General features: G+C 63.6%; 16 protein-coding genes. 8 read left to right on the top strand and 8 right to left on the bottom strand.

Annotation, left to right across the window (positions count from 1 at the left end; all coding sequences use genetic code 11):
- Positions 1–197: 197 nt before the first annotated feature.
- The 7 genes from Q0C42_RS14835 to Q0C42_RS14805 are packed head-to-tail and all read right to left on the bottom strand — an operon-like array spanning position 198 to position 8,698.
- Entirely contained in the window at positions 198–1,658 is a 1,461-nt protein-coding gene (locus Q0C42_RS14835) for an amidohydrolase family protein (protein WP_295077417.1), read from the bottom strand.
- Positions 1,655–3,187, bottom strand: coding sequence for an amidohydrolase family protein (locus tag Q0C42_RS14830; protein WP_295077413.1), 1,533 nt, complete (start codon positions 3,185–3,187; stop codon positions 1,655–1,657). The genes Q0C42_RS14835 and Q0C42_RS14830 overlap by 4 nt, the downstream gene beginning before the upstream one ends.
- Complete coding sequence (locus tag Q0C42_RS14825; protein WP_295077411.1) at positions 3,187–4,095, bottom strand: ABC transporter permease; 909 nt, start codon at positions 4,093–4,095, stop codon at positions 3,187–3,189. Before Q0C42_RS14825 ends, Q0C42_RS14830 begins: the two co-directional genes overlap by 1 nt.
- Positions 4,096–4,098: 3 nt before the next feature.
- Positions 4,099–5,049 (bottom strand): ABC transporter permease, encoded by a 951-nt coding sequence (locus Q0C42_RS14820; protein ID WP_295077408.1) that lies wholly within the window; start codon positions 5,047–5,049, stop codon positions 4,099–4,101.
- 58 nt (positions 5,050–5,107) lie between these two features.
- Positions 5,108–6,691 carry an ABC transporter substrate-binding protein gene (locus Q0C42_RS14815; protein WP_295077405.1) on the bottom strand — a complete coding sequence of 528 codons (1,584 nt, stop codon included), beginning with the start codon at positions 6,689–6,691 and terminating at the stop codon, positions 5,108–5,110.
- Positions 6,688–7,719, bottom strand: coding sequence for an ATP-binding cassette domain-containing protein (locus tag Q0C42_RS14810; protein ID WP_295077402.1), 1,032 nt, complete (start codon positions 7,717–7,719; stop codon positions 6,688–6,690). The genes Q0C42_RS14815 and Q0C42_RS14810 overlap by 4 nt, the downstream gene beginning before the upstream one ends.
- A 7-nt stretch (positions 7,720–7,726) precedes the next feature.
- Positions 7,727–8,698: an ABC transporter ATP-binding protein gene (locus Q0C42_RS14805; RefSeq protein ID WP_295077399.1), complete on the bottom strand. Its 972-nt coding sequence runs from the start codon at positions 8,696–8,698 to the stop codon at positions 7,727–7,729.
- A 378-nt stretch (positions 8,699–9,076) separates the two neighbouring features.
- Here Q0C42_RS14805 and Q0C42_RS14800 point away from each other — a divergent pair, with 378 nt between their 5' ends.
- Positions 9,077–9,859, top strand: a complete 783-nt coding sequence (locus Q0C42_RS14800; protein WP_295077396.1) for an aspartate/glutamate racemase family protein — start codon at positions 9,077–9,079, stop codon at positions 9,857–9,859.
- Here the strand turns inward: Q0C42_RS14800 and Q0C42_RS14795 are convergent.
- A complete protein-coding gene (locus tag Q0C42_RS14795) occupies positions 9,800–10,555 on the bottom strand; it encodes a GntR family transcriptional regulator (RefSeq protein WP_295077393.1) in 756 nt (251 codons plus the stop codon). The two genes, Q0C42_RS14800 and Q0C42_RS14795, sit on opposite strands and share 60 nt — an antisense overlap.
- A gap of 86 nt (positions 10,556–10,641) precedes the next feature.
- Between Q0C42_RS14795 and Q0C42_RS14790 the strand changes: the two genes are divergently transcribed.
- The 7 genes from Q0C42_RS14790 to Q0C42_RS14760 all read left to right on the top strand — a co-directional run bounded on the left by Q0C42_RS14790 (position 10,642) and on the right by Q0C42_RS14760 (position 17,969).
- On the top strand, positions 10,642–11,634 hold the full coding sequence (locus Q0C42_RS14790; RefSeq protein ID WP_295077392.1) for an ABC transporter ATP-binding protein: 993 nt from the start codon (positions 10,642–10,644) through the stop codon (positions 11,632–11,634).
- Between the two features lie 38 nt (positions 11,635–11,672).
- Positions 11,673–13,244, top strand: a complete 1,572-nt coding sequence (locus tag Q0C42_RS14785) for an ABC transporter substrate-binding protein (RefSeq protein WP_295077389.1) — start codon at positions 11,673–11,675, stop codon at positions 13,242–13,244.
- 65 nt (positions 13,245–13,309) lie between these two features.
- On the top strand, positions 13,310–14,275 hold the full coding sequence (locus tag Q0C42_RS14780; protein WP_295077387.1) for an ABC transporter permease: 966 nt from the start codon (positions 13,310–13,312) through the stop codon (positions 14,273–14,275).
- A complete protein-coding gene (locus Q0C42_RS14775; RefSeq protein WP_295077385.1) occupies positions 14,272–15,195 on the top strand; it encodes an ABC transporter permease in 924 nt (307 codons plus the stop codon). The genes Q0C42_RS14780 and Q0C42_RS14775 overlap by 4 nt, the downstream gene beginning before the upstream one ends.
- Positions 15,196–15,208: 13 nt before the next feature.
- Positions 15,209–16,408 carry an amidohydrolase family protein gene (locus Q0C42_RS14770; protein ID WP_295077382.1) on the top strand — a complete coding sequence of 400 codons (1,200 nt, stop codon included), beginning with the start codon at positions 15,209–15,211 and terminating at the stop codon, positions 16,406–16,408.
- Positions 16,408–17,367, top strand: a complete 960-nt coding sequence (locus Q0C42_RS14765; protein ID WP_295077379.1) for an oligopeptide/dipeptide ABC transporter ATP-binding protein — start codon at positions 16,408–16,410, stop codon at positions 17,365–17,367. The genes Q0C42_RS14770 and Q0C42_RS14765 overlap by 1 nt, the downstream gene beginning before the upstream one ends.
- Positions 17,364–17,969: a flavin reductase family protein gene (locus Q0C42_RS14760; protein WP_295077376.1), complete on the top strand. Its 606-nt coding sequence runs from the start codon at positions 17,364–17,366 to the stop codon at positions 17,967–17,969. The genes Q0C42_RS14765 and Q0C42_RS14760 overlap by 4 nt, the downstream gene beginning before the upstream one ends.
- Positions 17,970–18,534: the final 565 nt, after the last annotated feature.

Raw genomic sequence — 18,534 nt, 5'->3', positions numbered from 1 at the left:
CGCACCCTGTAGCAGTCCTTCGCCGATCTGGAGCCAAGCGGGTGCTGTCCCGCTGCACAACGGCTGGAAAGGCAGTTCCCGGCCCTAACCCGACATTCCTCATTTCGGCCGCGAACGACCGCTATCCGCCAGACGCGAATTGCGACGGCGCAATTCTAAACTTTGTGAAATCCACATCCGTTCAGGAAAATGCATCGCTACAAATTGCGGAAGCCTGGAGCGAAAATCTCATCGACGGGGGGGTGATGCAGTGTTCTGAGTGGATACTTTGCAATCAGGCCTTCGAACTGCCCCTGAGCCTGCCGATGCCAAGCATCAAGGTCCACACCGGGCAAGAGGCGGTCGCGCATGACCACACGGCCATTGATGATCGAGGTCCGGAAGTCCCGCCCCGTGCCAGACAGCATCATGGTCTGGACCGGGTCGATGACCTGACCGATTCCGAAATCCGAGAGGTCAAACAGGGTCATATCGGCCTTCGCCCCTGGCGCCAGGCGTCCAAGGTCGGGACGCCCAAGGGCATCGGCGGCGTGGACGGTGGCGGCGTTGTAGAAATCTGCGGCCGAGCAGGCGGTGACCGAGTGCTCAGCCACCCGGCACAGGCTGATCCCGAGGCGCATGTTTTCCACCATGTCAGGCGGGAAGGTGTCGGTGCCAAGACCTATACGTACCCCCGCGGCCTTCAGCCGCGCGAAGCTTTCCATCGTACCACCATAGCGTGACAGGACCAGCGGGCAGTGGATCAGCGTGGCACCAGAGTCCCGCAGGAGCCCGACGTCGTCGCCGGTCCGGGACACCCGGCTGTGTCCGGTGATATAGACCCCATGCGGCAGAAGCGCCCTTGGTCCGAGAAATCCCAGCGACGACAACCATTCCAGCGGCGTCATGTCATTGCGGTCGACGATGCTTTGGAACTCGTCCAAGCTCTGGCAGCAGTGCAGGCGCGCCGGGACACCGTGTTCTGCCGAGACTGCGGCGGTGCGGCGGATGAGTTCCGGGGTGCAGTTCTCGATGCGGTCGGGGGCCAGCATGCCGCGGATCAATCCGCCATGCGCGCCGTCGAACCGGTCAATGAAGCCCTCGGCATCGGCAAGGCCCTTCAGGCCACGATCCTCGTCCCAATGGGTGTAGAAAGAGCCGTCGTTGCGCACGACTTCGACGCCAGTCATGTAACATGGGCCAAGGTAGGCGCGGATACCGATCTCGGCGGCGCTGTCTGCGGACCGGGCGAACTCGTCATAAGTCTCGGCCCATTTGCGGTAGAACATCGAGGTGATGGGCAAGGCCGTGGTGATGCCGTTCCGGACCAGCTGCGCGAAGGCATACTTCATCTTGAAGGTCTGCTCTTCGTCCGAATACATCTCGATCGGGCCTGCGGCGACGTAATCTTCGGGCCAGGTGCGGCCCTTGGCCCAGTCGGGCTGGTTGTCGAAGGCAAGGACCGTCGTATCAAGGTCTCCCAGCGCGTTCAAATCGATGAACCCGGGGCCAAGGACGGCATTGCCACCGTCGATCTCGACATCGACCGGGCCTTCGAAGCCACGACCGACGAAAAGGATCGTGTCGCCGCGGTAGACCACCTCGCCGTCGCGCAAGGTGCGGTGTGATGCGCCGTCCCAGGCGATCACGTAACGGGCGCGGACGCGGGTCGTGGTCATTGCGGGGCTCCTCCCTTGCCGAAATCGGGGCGCGCCCAGCGGTCCATCCCGACGGGCGTGCACAGCGCGCGGTCATACATTGCCCGGTAATGCGGAAGGAGGTCATCGGCTGCCGTCTTGCAGCGTGACATGTAATCCGCAAACTCTGAAGCGCAGGCGCGCGCTTCGGCCAGAAGGGCGGTCTCGTCCACGCGGGTCAGGCGACCGTCCTGCACGACGACTTCGCCGCCGACCAGGACCGTGCGCACCGAGGCACCGGTTTCGCAGTAGACCAGCTGGCGGCGGATATCGTTCAGGGGCGTGAACGGCAGGGTAGACAAGTCGAGTAGTGCGAGGTCCGCCTGCCAGCCGACCTTGATCTGCCCCGTCGGCACCGGCAGTCGCATCGCCCTCGCACCGGCATGTGTGAGGCTGCCAAGGATCTCTTGCGGCGTTATCCAGTTGCGAAACTCCGGATCAGCGATGTTGTGCATCAGCCCTGCGACCTTGCCCACCGTCCAGAGGTTGATGCCGTCGTCGGTGTTCGCCTCGTCATTGCCGAGGCAGACATTGATCCCGGCCTGCCGCATGGCGCGCCAACGCATGATGCCACTGCCGATCTTCAGGTTCGACACCGGGTTGTGCGCCACCGAGGCACCCGAGTCCGCGATCAGGCGGATGTCGTCGTCATCGATCCAGATCGCGTGGATCACCATAGCCTGTTCGGTCAGCACCCCCATATCATGGGCATAGCGGACAAGTGACTTGCCGAGCACCTCTTGCCCGAAGACCCGCTGCAGCCGGGTTTCCAGGATGTGCATGTTGTAGGGGATGTCCATCTCTTGCGCGATGCGGCCAAGGGCGCGCAAATAGTCCGGGGTCACCCGTTGCGGGGCAGAGCAACTGACCGCTGCGCGCAAACGGCCGTCGGAAGACCCATGCCAGCGGTCGATGTAGCGGGCATAGTGGTCCAGCAGTTCTCGGTCCGACATGCGCGGCGCGGACTGCATCCGGTCGCGCAGGGGGGCGGGCAGAATTTCGGACAGAAACGGATATTTCGCCGTCTCGGCCACGTTGGGCTGATCCAGCGTCACCGTCGCGCGCATCCCAGCGTCGGCATAGGCCTGCAGGACGGCATCGACTTCGCCTTCGGTCACGACGGGTACGAAGAAGCAGTCGTCATGGACCGCCGTCACCCCCTGCTTCAGCATCTCGATGATGCCCAGCATGGTGCGGACATAGGCGAAGCGCGGGCTTGCCACGCGGTCCATCAGGGGCGGAACCTCATAGAGCATGAAAAGTTCCAAGGGCCAGTTCTCCAGCGCGCCCTTCATGAAGTTGCCGGGCGAATGGAAGTGACCGTTGATGAGGCCGGGGATCAGAAGCTTGCCCTCGCCGGCAATCACCTGCGCGTCCGGAGGGGCGGACTCGGCTGCCCCGAGACCGACAGCGCGGATGAGGCCGCCTTCGATCACCACATCGGCGCGCTGGTGCAGGCGGTCGCTTTCGTCCAGCGTCAGGACGGTCGCATTGCGGATGACGGTTGCCATCAGGTCTCCTTTGCCGGCTTCACAAGGCGCAGGCGGGTGCGGGGATCAAGGCTGTCGCGCAGGCTGTCGCCCAGAAGGTTGAAGGCCATCACCAGGATGGTGATCGCAATTCCCGGCACCGCCGCGATATGGGGTGCGTTGAAGATGAAGCTGCGCCCTTCGCTGGTCATGATGCCCCATTCGGCAGTAGGCGGCTGAACCCCCAGACCCAGGAATGACAACCCCGCCGCGGTGATCACGACGGCACCGATGATCGTGCAGGAATAGACGACCGAGGCCGCCACGACGTTCGGCAGCATCTCGACGAAAAGGATTTTCAGATCCGGCGTGGCCATGGCCCGGGCGGCCTCGACATAGGCCTGATCGCGTTCCAGACAGGCCGCCGCGTAGACGACCCGGGTGTTGTATGGGATCAGGGTCACGACAAGCGCGATCATCATGTTGCCGATACCCGGGCCCATCAGCGCTGCCAGCATGATTGCCAGCAAGGCCATCGGGAAAGCGAAAAGCACATCCATCAGCCGCATGATGACGGCACCCAGCCGACGGTACCACGCCCCGAGCATTCCCAGAGGGATCGAGATCGCCGCCCCGATGACCACCGGCAGGATGCCGCAGATCAGCGTAAGCCGTGCGCCATGCAGCGTCCGCGAAAGGATGTCCCGTCCCTGCTGATCAAGCCCCAGAAGATGCCCGGGGGTACCGGGGGGCATAAGTCGAAGCTCTGGATTGGCAGCGTTCGGAGCCCAGGGCGAGATCCACGGCGCGAAGGCGGCCGCAAGCATCATCCCTGCAATAACACCTGCAGCGATGCGTGCAACCGGGTCGCCCAGCACGCCGCGCCAGACGAAGTAGAGGTTCGACCGGCGGCCTATCGGGGGCTTCAAGGCGGTGGGTATGCCAGTCATCGGTCAGCTCCCTTTCGGATCGAGAGCGCGGACCACAACGTCCGACATCAGGTTGCCGAGGACGAAGACCACCGCCACCACCAGCACACAGCCCTGTATCATCGGGATGTCCCGCGCCAGGATCGCATCGTAAAGCTGCATGCCGATGCCCGGCCAGTTGAAGATGATCTCGGTGAAGACCACACCGCCGAAGAGGTAGCCGATCTGCAGCCCGCCGATGCTGGCGAAGGTGGCAAGGCTGTTGCGCACCGCGTGGCGCAGCACGATCTGGCGACGGGTCAGGCCCCGGGCCTTCGCGGCAAGGATGTAAGGCTCGTTCAACACGTCGATCATCCGCGATCGGGTAACGCGGGCCACGACTGCGATGGATGATGCGGCGGTCACGCTGGCCGGCAGGATCAGATGGTGGATCAGGTCCCAGAAGCCGCCACCCCCGACAACGTCATACATCCCCGAGATGGGAAACAGCTTCAGTTTGAACGCAAGGAAGTAGAGGAGGATGATCCCCAGCCAGAAGACCGGCAAGCTGGCGAAGACCAAGGTCAGTGCCACGACAATGCGGTCGGTCAGGCTGCGAAAGCGCGGGGCCGAGATCACGGCAAGCCCGAAGCCGATGGTCAGGACCAGAAACAGGCTTCCCGCCATCAGGATCAGCGAGTTCCAGATCTTCGGGACCAGGATCTGCGCGACCGGGAGCTGCTGGGCCAGAGAAACCCCGATATCGCCCTGCAGCAGCGCGGCGAACCAGCGCCCGTACTGGACGATCAGCGGCCGGTCCAGCCCCATGCTTTCGCGCAAGGCGGCAAGCTGTTCCTGCGTGGCCATGCGGCCCAAGATCGAGAGGGCGATGTCGCCCGGCACAAGTTGCACCGAAAGAAACACCACGACGGTGACACCGATCAGCACCGGAATGGCCGAGCCAAGGCGTCCAAGGGTGAAAAGGGCAAGGTGCATCGCGGTCCTCTTCCGGTCGGATAGGCACCCCCGGGGACTGGCCCCAGGGGTGGCCAGGTCACTCTTTGGCGACGCCGGTCAGGTCGATCCAGTGCTGAGGCGCAAGGACGAAGCCAGTGACCGTCGGCCCGGTCGCGTAGACCGAGTTGGCCGCATAGTAGCTGGTGAAGGCCATGTCCTTGGCGACGATGTCGCGCACTTCGTGCAGCTTTGCGTCCAGCTCTTCCTGCGTGGCGCTGGCGCGCGCTTCGGACAGAAGCTGGTCCATCAGGGGGTTTTCATAGTAGCCCGAGTTACAGCAGTTCTGCGGCAACGCGGTCGTGGTCACCACCTGGTCAAGCCAGGCGAACGTGCTTTCCCCCCACGAGGCCGAGGTCAAGCCGGTCCCCTCGCGCATGCCGGCGGTCATCATGTCCCAGAAGGTGTTGTTGTCGAACATCTCGATGCTGGCGCGGATGCCGATCTTCTCCAGATCGCGCTGCAGCCATTCCGCGTCGCCCTTGGTGTTCACGTCCGACCCGCCGCCAAAGGTCCAGTCCATCCGGGTCTCGAACCCGTCCGGGAACCCGGCCTCGGCCAGCAGGGCCTTGGCGCCTTCGGGATCATACTCGCAGTCGCGGAAAGCCGGATCATAGCCCGGGCCACCGGGGTTCAGGATGCCCCAGGTCGGCACTGCAAAGCCCTTGCGCTGGAACTTGGCCATGTCCTCACGGTTGATCGCCATGCAGACGGCCTGACGCACACGGACATCGCTGAAATGCGGGTCCTTGGTGTTTATCCACAGCACATAGAACATCGGCGACTTGCCCGTGACGATCTTTGCTCCCTGCCCCTGCAGCGTCTCGATCGAATCCGGCGAAGGGGTGCCGATGATGTCCACTTCGCCCGCCATCAGCGCTAGTTCCCGGGTAGCCACTTCCGGAATGCCGCGCAGCACGATCGTGTCGGTCTTCGGCATCCGATCAGGGTTCCAGTAGGCTTCGTTCTTCGTGATCACGACCTTTTCGCCCACCACGCGCTCGACAAACTTGAACGGGCCGGTTCCAATCGGGTTGTCTTCGATCCCGTCGTTGCCAAACTGTTTCACCGCCTCGGGCGAGACCATCCGCGGCGCACCCGAGCCGCCGGCCGACAGGCGGCGCAGGAACTCGGCGTTGGGCTGTTTCAGGTCGATGCGGAAGGTGTATTCGTCAACGACCTCATAGCCCGCAAGGTCCATGAACACCCAGCTGAGCAGACCAGGGGCGGTCGGCACGAAGTATTCGAAGTCCGGATTTGTCATCCGGTCCATGTTGAACTTGGCGGCCTCGGCGTTCCAGGGCGTGCCGTCGTGGAAGGTCACGCCTTCGCGCAGCTTGAACGTGTAGGATTTCCCGTCCTCCGAGATTTCCCAGCTGGTGGCCAGCGCGGGCACGATCTCGGGCACCGCGTCACCGCCCTTGGTCAGGTCCTCTTCGACGAAGCCTTCGAAGATGTGACGCACGACCTTGAAGGTGTTCCAGGTGCGTGAGGCGGCCGGGTCCATCCGGCTGAAGTCTGCTTCAACTGCCACGACAAGGGTGGTTTCGGCCAGGGCCGGGGTGGTGGCGGTGAGGGCGAACGCCAGCACCGATCCACGCAAGAGTGTTCCTAGGCGGGTCATGCGATTTCTCCTGTTGGGGAAGAGTTTGTTGCTTGGGAGGGGGCAGCCAGGTCTGGGTCGTGGCGAAAACAGGCCACGCTCCGACCAGCTCCCGCGGGCTGCAGCGCGGGTTCGGCCATTGTGCAACGATCGATGCGGCGGGTGCATGCCGCTGCGTAGGGGCAGTGCGGACCGTCCATCCGGGGCGGCGCGCCTTCCAGATCCTCGGCAAGCTCAGCCGCGCGTTCCCAGGCGTCATTGCGCCGGGCATGCAGGACCGTGCCGAGGAAGTCTTGTGTGAACGGATGCAGGGGGGCCTGATAGACCGGGGCGCTGTCGCCAGTCTCCAGCAGCTTGCCGCGATACATCACCATGGTCCGGTCGCAGAACTGCCGGACGATCTTCAGATCGTGCGAGACAAAGAGGTAGGTCAACCCAAGTTGCACCTGCAACCGCTTGAGCAGGTTGAGGATCTGCGCCTGGATCGAGACATCGAGCGCAGATACCGGCTCGTCCAGGAACAGGAATTCGGGCTCGGGCGCCAAGGCACGGGCGATGGCGATACGCTGGCACTGGCCGCCCGAGAACTCATGCGGATAGCGATGCGACTGGCGTGGATCGAGCCCAACCAGTTTGAAAAGCTCATCCACCCGCCGCGCTGCCGCCCTGCCGTCCATGCCGAAGTTCAGCAGCGGACGGGCGACATTCTCGGCCACCGTGCGGCGCGGGTTCAGCGACTGCAACGGGTCTTGGAACACGATCTGCGCCCGGCGCCGGTGCTGGCGCAATTCCTCGGCGGAGTAGGCAAGCAGGTCGCGGCCGCCGTAGTTGATCGTGCCTGCATCCGGCTCGATCAGGCGCAGGACCATACGCCCAAAGGTTGACTTTCCTGACCCCGAGCCTCCGACGCAGCCCAGTATCTCGCCCTTTCGGATGTCGATGCCGACGTCCTCCACGGCCCGTGTCACCACCGTACTCCGATTGAAAACACCACCGCGCCGGACGCGGAACGTCTTCGAAAGGTTGCGGATTTCGATCAGGTTCTCCATCTGCGCGTCACACCAGATGGCAGCGGACGGAACGGTGGGGCGCGACCTGTCGCCACACAGGAACTTCGGTTTCGCACCTAGCTTCCGATTTTGGACACCGCGGAGCGAAGCGGCAACCGGGCGGCGGATCAGCCAAGTCCGGTGGTTCCCCTTCGATAAAGCTGCGTTCGCCGGGCGGCAGGTCAGGGTCGGGGATCGCAGCGATCAGCGCGCGGGTATAGGGATGCAGCGGGCGCTCCAGTAGGTCGGCGACCGGAGCTTCCTCCTGCATGTGCCCGCCGTACATGACCAACACCCGCCCTGCCATTGCCGCAACGACGCCGATGTCATGCGTGATCAGGATGATTGGGAGGCCGGTTTCGTGGCTACGTCGCTTCAACAGCAACAGGACGCGGGCCTGCACGCCGACGTCCAGTGCCGTCGTGGGCTCGTCCGCGATCAGCACTTCGGGCTTGCAGGCCAGCGCCATCGCCAACGCAATCCGCTGGCACATCCCCCCGGAAAGCTGGTGCGGATAGCTTGCCATCACCTGATCGGCATCAGGAAACCCGACCTCGCCCAGCATGCGCACCGCCTCGGCCGCAGCCGCCGTCCGCCCCAACGCCGGGTCGTGCCGCCGCAACGTCTCGATCAGTTGCGACGCAATCGTGAAGGAAGGGTCCAGCGATGCGCGAGGGTTCTGGAAGATCGTGCCAATCCGACGACCACGAACGTCCTCCATCGCCCGGTCGTCTAGGACGAGGATCTCGTCCTTGCCCATCCGCACCGACCCGCCCAGCACCCGCGAGGGCGGGCTTGCCAGAAGGCGCGCAATCGACATCGCCGTCACCGTCTTGCCCGATCCGGACTCGCCGATGATCGCCAGAACTTCGCCGCGCGACACCGAAAGGGTCACGTCCTCAACCGCGACCAGAAGTCCGCCGATAGTGGCGAACCCGACACTCAGGCCGCGAACGTCAAGAATCGGTGTGCTGTCCATTCGGCTCTTTCCTGACACTCAGACCGAGATTGAACCATTTAATTGTGTACGATAGTGGATTTAATGCAGTAGTGTCGGTGTATCCAAAAACTGGTCACTTGCTAGGCAGCTTTTGGGGCCGCGCGATGCATCCTTCAGCGGCGTGAACACAAAATTGCACTAGAATCACTCCAAATCCGCGAAAATCCAGCTGTCTTTCCGGGATTCGGCGCATCTAGAGGGGTTGTGATCGTCCGATTAACTGGGGAAACTCCGGCGCGTTACCGTTGCTTGCGGGTGCGCGCGGTGGTGTTTGGCGAGTCTGTTGACAGGAGAGCCTTAGGCATCAACAATCTTGATGTATACAATAAGGCAGCAGCGTCACACCGTGGGACAAACATGCGTATCAAGCTGATCAATCCGAACGCGACCGCTGCGATGACCCTGTCCATGGCCGAGGCCGCCCGCGCTGTTGCGAGTCCGGGCACCATCATCGATTCGGTAACTGCTGCGTCGGGTCCGGTGTCCATTGAAGGGCACTATGACGAGGCGTTCGCTGTGTTCGGCCTTATTGAGGCAATGCGAGCAGACCCCGCTGCTGACGCCTACGTCATCGCCTGCTTCGGCGACCCCGGGCTTCTTGCCGCGCGCGAGATCACCGCAGCCCCGGTACTGGGGATCGCAGAGGCAGCGATGCATGCGGCAACCTTCATCGCCACATCATTCTCGGTCGTCACTACCCTTGACCGGACGCGGATCATCGCCGAGGCGCTGGTGCGCAACTACGGGATGCAGTCAGCGTGCCGTCGTGTCCGGGCAACTGATCTGCCGGTGCTTGCTCTCGAGTGTCCTGACGATCAGGTCAACGAAATCATCTTGGCCGAATGCCAGCGTGCGCTGACGGAGGACCGCTGCGGCGCCATCGTTCTGGGCTGTGCCGGAATGGCCGGGCTGGTCGACTATCTGCGCGAACGGCTGCCGGTGCCAGTCATCGATGGCGTTACTGTCGCGATCAAGTTCGCCGAGGCTCTGGTCGGGGCAAGGCTCGCGACGTCGAAACATGGCGACCTCGCTTATCCAATTGCCAAACCGTACCTCGGGGCGATGTCCGCCTATGCCCCGTCAGCCCATTTGCCCGGACGCGCCGGAGAAGAGCGACCTGAAATCCACCCCGCCCGTTGATTGCGACAAATCCACTTGGGATTCGATATGCCGAAGATGATCCGTCATGAGCTTGATCGACGCCGCCTCGTCGCCCGTGGCAAGCGCGTCGATGATCTGGCTGTGTTCGTCGCAGGAACAAGGCACAGCCCCGGGTACTTCGTACAGTGCGATAATCAGCGACGTGCGCGACACCAGTTCCTGAACAAAGCCGGCCAGCACCTCGTTCCCAGCAAGTTCTGCAAGGGCACAGTGGAAGTCGCCGGACAACTGCACGCGGCGGCGCTTGTCGTTTGCGGTCTGCGCTTTCATCTCTTCCGTCACGATGCCGCGAAGGCGGTCCAGCCCGGCTTCGTCGCGGTTGCGGGCAACCTTGCGGACCAGTTCGCTTTCAATGGTGTGGCGGGCCTCGAAGACCTGTCGGCCTTCATCAGTGGTCGGTCGTGCCACTCGGGCCCCTTTGTTGGGGGTGATCACCACCAGCTTTTCGTGCGCCAGGCGTTGCAGCACCTTGCGGATGATCGTGCGGCTGACGCCAAAGGCCCCGGCCAGCGCGTCTTCCTGCAACGGAGTGGCCGGGCGCAGCTGAAGATTGATGATCGCCGCATAGATCGCGGCATGGATCCGTTCGTCGGTCCGTTGCCCGCGTTGGTTGCGGTTGCGGCTGTTCACAAAATTCACGCCTGGTCCTGCTCGATTTTGGCCTGCGGCGGCCATCGCCAGCAGCTGTATACAATCATGTTGAACAATCTTGAAGCAAGCGCGTCAAGGGGCACGGTGCACAATTCATGGAGAAGTCGTCCATGAATCCCGCATCAGCGCTTGTCGTTCGCGATCTGAGTATCAGCTTCGACAGTCGACACGGCAGCATCACGGCAATCGACTCGATCAGCTTCCAGCTTGCGAAGGGCGAAATCCTGGGAATTGTCGGCGAGTCGGGGGCAGGCAAGTCCCTGACCGGCAACGCCTTGATCGGGCTTCTGCAAGGCCCGGGGCGCATCGCTGGGGGCGAGATCCTCTTGGACGGGCAGCGGATCGACAACTTGCCGCCTGAAGACCAGCGCAAGATCCGTGGCAAGCGGATCGGGGCGATCTTTCAGGACCCGCTCACCAGTCTGGACCCGCTCATGTCGGTTGGCGACCAGCTGGTGGAAACGATCCGGACCCATCTGCCCCTGACCGCAACGGCGGCGCGGGGCCGGGCCATGGACCTGCTTGCCGAGGTGGGGATCGCCGATCCGGCCAAACGCTTCGGCCAGTATCCTCACCAATTCTCTGGCGGCATGCGGCAACGGATCGTGATCGCCCTGGCAATCGCCGCGGAACCCGAGGTGATCGTCGCTGACGAGCCTACGACTGCGCTGGATGTGTCGATCCAGGCGCAGATCCTGGCCCTTCTGCGCCGACTGGCGCGTGACCGGGGAACCGCGATCATGCTGGTCACCCACGACATGGGCGTGATCGCCGAAATCGCTGACCGCGTGGCCGTGATGTATGCGGGCCGGCTGGTCGAGATCGGGCCGGTGGATGAAGTGCTTCGTGCCGCGCGCCATCCCTATGCCGCCGGATTGATGGGCCTGATCCCGTCGCTTGCCCGCCGAGAGGCCCGATTGCCGCAAATCGCTGGCAGCATGCCACGGCCCGGCCATTGGCCGCAGGGATGCAGCTTCCACCCACGCTGTGCGCAAGCCGGGCCGCGCTGTTCGGCCGAAGTGCCAGTTCTCGCGTCCGTGGCCGCGTCCACGGTTGCTTGCCACCTGTTTTCCGGGGGCACCGCTTTGCCCAAGGGGACCTGAAGACCCAAAAAACCACTCAACACGGGAGAACAGACATCATGCGACACCTTGCAAGACCCCTGATCCTTGCTGCCGCGCTGGCAGTCTTCGGCAGCACTGCCAACGCCAACAGCCTGCGCTTTGCCGAATCCCAGGACATCGCCTCGATGGACCCGCACGCGGCGCGCGACGACTTTGCGCTCAGCCTTCTGTGCAACGTCTACGAAGGGCTGGTGCGCTGGAATGCCGACCTCAAGCTGGAACCGGCGCTTGCCGAAAGCTGGGAGGTGATCTCGGACACCGAATGGAAGTTCAACCTTCGCAAGGACGTGAAGTTTCACAACGGCAACCCCTTCACCGCCGATGACGTGATCTTCTCTTACCACCGCGCAGGCGACCCGGGCTCGCCCTTCGCGGGCCTTCTTGAACCCATCGACGAAGTGGTGAAGGTCGACGACTACACCGTGATCTTCAAGGTGAACCGCAAGTATGCGCTGCTGCTGAACGACTTTGCCGGCTGGTACATCATGGACAAGGAGTTCCAGGAATCCATCGGTGCGGAAAAGCCGCTGGACCTGTCTTCGAACGCGGGCGGCGCGATGCAGACGCAGGCCAATGGCACCGGGCCCTTCAAGCTGGTGGAACGCTCACCGGACGTAAAGACCGTCCTCGCGGCTAACCCCGACTGGTGGGACGAAAAGAAGCACAACATCGACGAGATCGTCTACACGCCCATCACCAACAACGCGACCCGCGTGGCGGCTCTGCTATCCGGCGAGGTGGACTTCATCCGCAATGCCCCTCCGCAGGACCTTGAGCGTATCGAGGCGACGCCCGGCATGAAGGTGATGCGCGGCCCGCACCTGCGGACGATCTTCTTCGGCATGGACCAGCAAAGCGACACGCTTGCCGGCAGCGGCGTCGAAGGCAATCCATTGAAGAGCCCGCTGGTGCGCAAGGCCATCGCCATGGCCATAGATGCCGAAGGGATCATGACCTCGATCATGCGCGGCAACTCGAACCCAGTCGCCACGCAGCTTGCGCCGCAGATGCCCTATTATGACGCCGCGCTGGACGTCCGCTTCCCTTTCGACCCCGAGGGTGCCAAAGCCCTTCTGGCCGAGGCGGGTTATCCTGACGGCTTCACCCTGCCGGTGCATTGCCCGCAAGGCTCTTTCATCAACGATGAGCAGATCTGTCAGGCGACGGCCGGCATGCTTGCAAAGATCGGCATCACGGTGCAGCTGAACATGGTTCCGCCGGTTCAGTACGACACCGGCCTGCCGGGCGGCGAATACGCCTTCTACATGCTGGGCTGGGCGGGGCTGCCAACCATTGACCCCTACAACATCTTCAGCGCGACCGTGCATTCCCCTTCGGGCGAGCTTGGGGCCTGGAACCCGAAGGGTTATTCCAACCCCGCCGTCGATGCGCTGATCATCAAGATCGGCGAAGAGACGGATCCCGCCAAACGCCAGGAGATGATCTCGGAAGTGGTCAAGACCCAGCGCGACGAGGTCGGCAAGATCATGATCCACCAGCAGTTCCTCACCTGGGGAATGACCGACAAGGTCAACGCCATCGTGCCGGGCGATGAATACACCCGCTTCTGGTACTACACGATGAACTGACGCGTTCCGGTTCGGGCGGCGGCCAATCCGTCGCCCGAACCTCCCTTTCCGCTGAAAGCCCGCCGATGATCACCCTTGTCCTCCGCCGTCTGGGCAGCGTCCTTCTGGTGATGCTGATCGTGGCGGGTCTGTCCTTTCTGATCTTCAACTACCTCGGCGACCCGGTTAACAACATCCTGGGCGTCAATGCGACGCTGGACGAACGCGACGAATTGCGCCGCACCCTTGGGCTCGACCAGCCGTCATATATCCAGTTCTGGCATTTCCTGGAACGCGCGGTCGTCGGCGATTTCGGCATTTCCTACCGCAACCGCGTCCCGGTGCTTGAGCTGATCCTCTCGCGCCTGCCTGCCACCGTCGAACTGGTGGTCTGCGCCACGATCCTTGCGCTTGGCGTCGGCATCCCGATGGGCGTTTACTGCGCCCTGCGCCCCAAGGGTTTCTTCTCGCGCCTCCTGCAGATCATCGCGCTGATCGGCATCTCGATCCCGCAATTCCTGATCGGGATGCTCTTGATCCTGATCTTTTCGGTCGAGCTGCGCTGGCTGTCCGCCTTCGGTCGCGGCGACGTCGTGCAGTTCGGCTGGTGGTCCACGGGCCTTTTGACCGAAACCGGCCGAATGGCCCTGATCATGCCAGTCCTCACCCTGGCTGTCTTCCAGATCTCGATGATCATGCGCCTTGTGCAGGGCGAGATGCAGGAGGTGATGCGCGCCGACTTCATCAAGTTCGCCCGCGCCCGTGGTTTGTCGGACCGCAGCGTGCATCTGCGCCATGCTCTGCGCAATTCGCTTCTGCCCGTCGTGACGGTGGTGGGGATGCAGATTGGTTCGCTCATCGCCTTCGCCATCGTCTGCGAGGCGGTTTTCCAGTGGCCGGGCCTTGGCCTTCTGATCCTGCAGGCCATCGAATACGCCGACTTCCCCGTAATGGCCGCCTATCTGGCGCTGGTCGGGTTCGGCTTTGCGATGATCAACCTGACGGTGGACATGATCTATCTCTTCATCGACCCAAGGATGCGCCGGAAATGACTCCTGGTTCCTCCTACCTCCGCCGGATGCTGGACAGCGACCTCATCTGGCAATTCCGGCAGGCCCCTGCGGCGATGCTGGCGGCGGCCGTGCTGGTTCTGATGATGATCTGCGCCGTTGCCGCCCCGCTGATCGCTCCGCACACGCCCTTCGATCCGGGCACGCTGAACCTTATGGACTCGCGGTTGCCCCCGGCCTGGGTCGACGGTGGAAGCGCGACCTACCTTCTTGGCACTGACGAGCAGGGCCGCGACGTGTTGTCCACGATCTTCTACGGCATGCGCATCTCGCTGGCTGTGGGGGTGGCGGCGGTGCTGCTCTCGGTGACCATCGGCGTGACCCTTGGCCTGATCGCGGGGTGGTTTGGCGGATGGATCGATGCCGTTATCATGCGCATGGGCGATGTGCAGCTGTCCTTCCCTACGATCATGATCGCCTTCTTCATCGACGGCATCGCAAAGGCCGTGATGCCCCCCGACCTGCGCGAGATGACCCGGTTCTCCGTGGTGATCCTGGCCATCGGCCTTGCCGACTGGGTGCAGTTTGCCCGGACGGTCCGGGCCGCCACGATGATCGAAAAGAACAAGGACTACACCGCGGCCGCCCGCCTGTCGCAGGTGTCGAGCTTGAAGATCGTCTTCGCGCATATCCTTCCCAACACCCTCGGCCCGGTCATCATCCTGGCCACCCTGGGCCTTGGTGTCGCGATCCTGACCGAGGCGATCCTGTCCTTTCTGGGCCTGGGGATGCCGCCCACGCAGCCCTCGCTCGGCGCGCTGATCCGGGTCGGCAACGACCTGCTCTTGTCAGGCGAATGGTGGATATCGATGTTCCCCGGCCTTGCTCTGGTCTTGCTGGTCCTTTCGGTCAACATCTTCGGCGACTGGCTCCGGAATGCCCTGAACCCGCGTCTCAAGTGAAAGGCTTCGTCCCATGTCCGATCTTCTGATCACCAACGTCCGCCCCGAGGACGGCGCCCCTTCCGACATCCTGATCACCGGCGGCCGGATCGCGGCCATCGGACCCGGATTGACCGCGCCGCCCGGAACCCCGGTTCGGGATGGCGCCGGGGCCATCGCGCTTGCCCCGTTTGTCGAGCCGCATGTCCATCTGGACAAGATCCTCTGGGGTCTGCCCTGGCACCCGATCAACGTCCCCGCCGGCCTACGAGCCATGATCGACAACGAGGTCGAGATCCGCCGCAACCTGCCCTACAGCGTCGAGGACCGTGCCGGCCGTCTGATGCGGCAGTGCGTGGCGATGGGGTCCACCCATATCCGCAGCCACATCGACATCTCCACTTTCTACAAGCTGGACAACGTCCACGGCGTGCTGGCCGCATGGGAGCAGATGAAGGACGCGGTCGGCCTTGAGCTGGTGGCGTTCCCGCAGACGGGCATGATGATTGACCCGGGCTGCGCCGATCTGATGGAGGCAGCGCTTGATGAAGGCGTCTCGGTCATCGGCGGGATCGACCCCGGCACCATCGACGGCGACCCGAAAGGGCATCTGGACTCGATCTTTGGCATGGCCGACCGCAAGGGCGCGAAGATCGACATCCACCTGCACGAATCCGGCGAGCTTGGTCTTTACGAGATGGGCCTGATCTGTGACCGGACCGCCGCCCTGGGCCTGCAGGGCCGCGTCGTTATCAGCCATGCCTTCTGCCTGGGCGATGGCCCCCCTGACAAGGTCGCTGCGATGATCGACCGCCTTGCCGAACTGCAGATCGGCATCATCTCGGCCGTGCCCGGCGAAATCGCCTTTCCGCCGATGTTCCGGCTGGCCAACCGGGGCGTGCCCTGCGCACTGGCGTCGGATTCGATCCGCGACACCTGGAACCCGCATGGCAACGGCGACATGCTGGATCGCTGCTGGCTTTTCGCGTTCCGCAGCTGGTGCCGGACCGATGCCGAACTGCGCGCCTGCATGGACATGGGCCGCGCGCGGGGCGCCGACCTGCTTGGGTTGCAGGGACACGGTCTTGCCGTTGGCTGCGAGGGCAGCCTTGTCCTTGTCCCCGGCGAAAACCGGGCGCAGGTCCTCGTCGACCGCCCTACCCGCGCGCTGGTCGTCAAGTCCGGGCGCATCGTGGCCGAGGCCGGCCGCTATACTGGTCCGGGCGCGGTCTGATGGTTGCCGTGATCGTCTCTGCCCGCGACCTTGGCCGCAGCTTCGATGCCTCGGCCCCGTTGATCCAGCGGCTGCTCACCCGGGCACCCCGCCTGACGGTCCGCGCGGTGGATGGGGTCAGCTTCGACGTCACAGAAGGCACCACCTTCGCCATCGTCGGGGAATCCGGCTGCGGCAAATCCACCGTCACCCGGCTGGTGGCGGGCCTCGACACCCCGACCGACGGCGAGGTGCAGCGCCTGGGCCGCATGGGCCAGCCCCTGCGCACCCAGATGGTCTTCCAGGACCCAGTGGGCAGCCTTAACCCGCGCTGGCGGGTCGGACGGTCGATCGCCGAACCGATGCCTTTGAGCATGGACGCAGCCGCCCGCTTTGCCCGCGTTTCCGAACTGCTGGAGACAGTGGGCCTTGTCGCCGCGGACGTCGCGAAGTTCCCGCACGAATTTTCCGGCGGCCAGCGCCAGCGCATCGCCATCGCCCGGGCACTGGCGGCCGAGGCCGACCTTCTGCTCTTGGACGAGCCGACCTCGGCGCTGGATGTCTCGGTTCAGGCACAGGTGCTGAACCTCTTGAAGGACCTGCAGGAGCGGCTGGGCCTGACTTATCTCTTCATCAGCCACAACCTGGCCGTCGTGCGCTTCATGGCCGACCGGTTGGCGATCATGTATCTGGGCCGCCTGGTCGAGGAAGGTCCCGCCGAGCGTCTGTTCCAAGCACCTGCCCACCCCTACACCCGCCAGTTGCTCGACACCGTGCCCGACGTTGCGAACCCGCGCCGCAACCGCGAACCGCTGGCCATCGACATCCCCAGCCCGCTGAACCTGCCGCCCGGCTGCACCTTCCACCCGCGCTGTCCATTGGCAACGGACCTGTGCCGCCGCGTGGTTCCCGAACTCCGCAGCCGTCCCGATGGCACCCGCATCGCCTGTCACGCCGTGACCGACGAGGTGGTGTCGTGAACTTCGATTTCACCGTTCTGCCCGAAGACGACCGCTATCGTCTGCTGACCAATTTCGTCGGCCCGCGCCCCATCGCGCTTGTCTCGACAGTTGATGAACAGGGCCGGAACAACGCCGCCCCGATGAGCTTCTTCAATGTCTTCTCGCACGAGCCGCCGATCCTGATCCTCGGCATCCAGCCGCGCGAGGACGGCGCGCCCAAGGACACGGTCGCCAACCTGCGCCGCTCGGGCGAGTTCGTGGTGCACATGGTCGATATGGCGATTGCCCAGTCGATGCTGGTCACCGGGCGCGACGTCCCCCCCGGCGTCGACGAGATCGCCCTTGCCGGGCTGACGGCCGTTCCATCGATCCAGGTTGCAGCGCCGCGGATTGCACAGTCCCCTTGCGCGATGGAATGCCGAGTCGAACAGATCATCGATTACCCGCGCCGCGCCATCATCCTTGGGCGCGTGGTCCAGATGTTCGTGCGGGATGAATGTCTCGACGCTGCGGGCCGCTATGTGAACCCGGCGACCTATCAGCCCATAGCCCGCCTGCACATGGACAACTACGTCACAAGTGATCACCAGATCGTGCTGGAAGATGGGAACGAGCACTAGCCCGTTCGGCCTCGCTCCTCCGACCTACCAGCCAGGTGCGGCCAATTCTGAAGAGCCTGCGGACCTTGATCGGGCAGCCGACATCCTTGCACGGTAGGTGCCAGGCCCTGACTTTCTGGGGCGGCTCCGCTCTGCGCCGAATCCGGCTAAGGTTGAGCAGAGCACAACGCTATCGTCATGAAAGGAAGAACCAAGGCGCCCAGACCCGACCAACGCTCATGGGCCAATCTGCCGGTCGACACTTCCCGGCCAAGTTCGCCAGGAGAAGCCGCATTCCCGCCTCCCAGCCACGCTTACCCAAGGCTGTAATCTGTTTTCATCGTGCAGCCATTCGTCAACATAACAGCGAATGTCCGCTTTCCGCCCATTGCAGCCACTGCCAGACCTGCCAGTTAAGATCAACGCACGAGCAACATGCTTGCAATCCGATGGCTCCATGTTGCCGCACAGTTTGTCCGAGGCGCTGAAAAGAGCCGTCTCAACGCCAGCGTCATCGACAGGACACTGCAACTCAAGAAGAGATACACGGATTCATTGCGAAGTCGGTCCGGCCAAGGCGCCAGTC

The organism is Tabrizicola sp. (assembly GCF_022842145.1).
GTDB lineage: Bacteria > Pseudomonadota > Alphaproteobacteria > Rhodobacterales > Rhodobacteraceae > Tabrizicola.
This window is presented reverse-complemented; position numbering and strand designations above follow the sequence as displayed.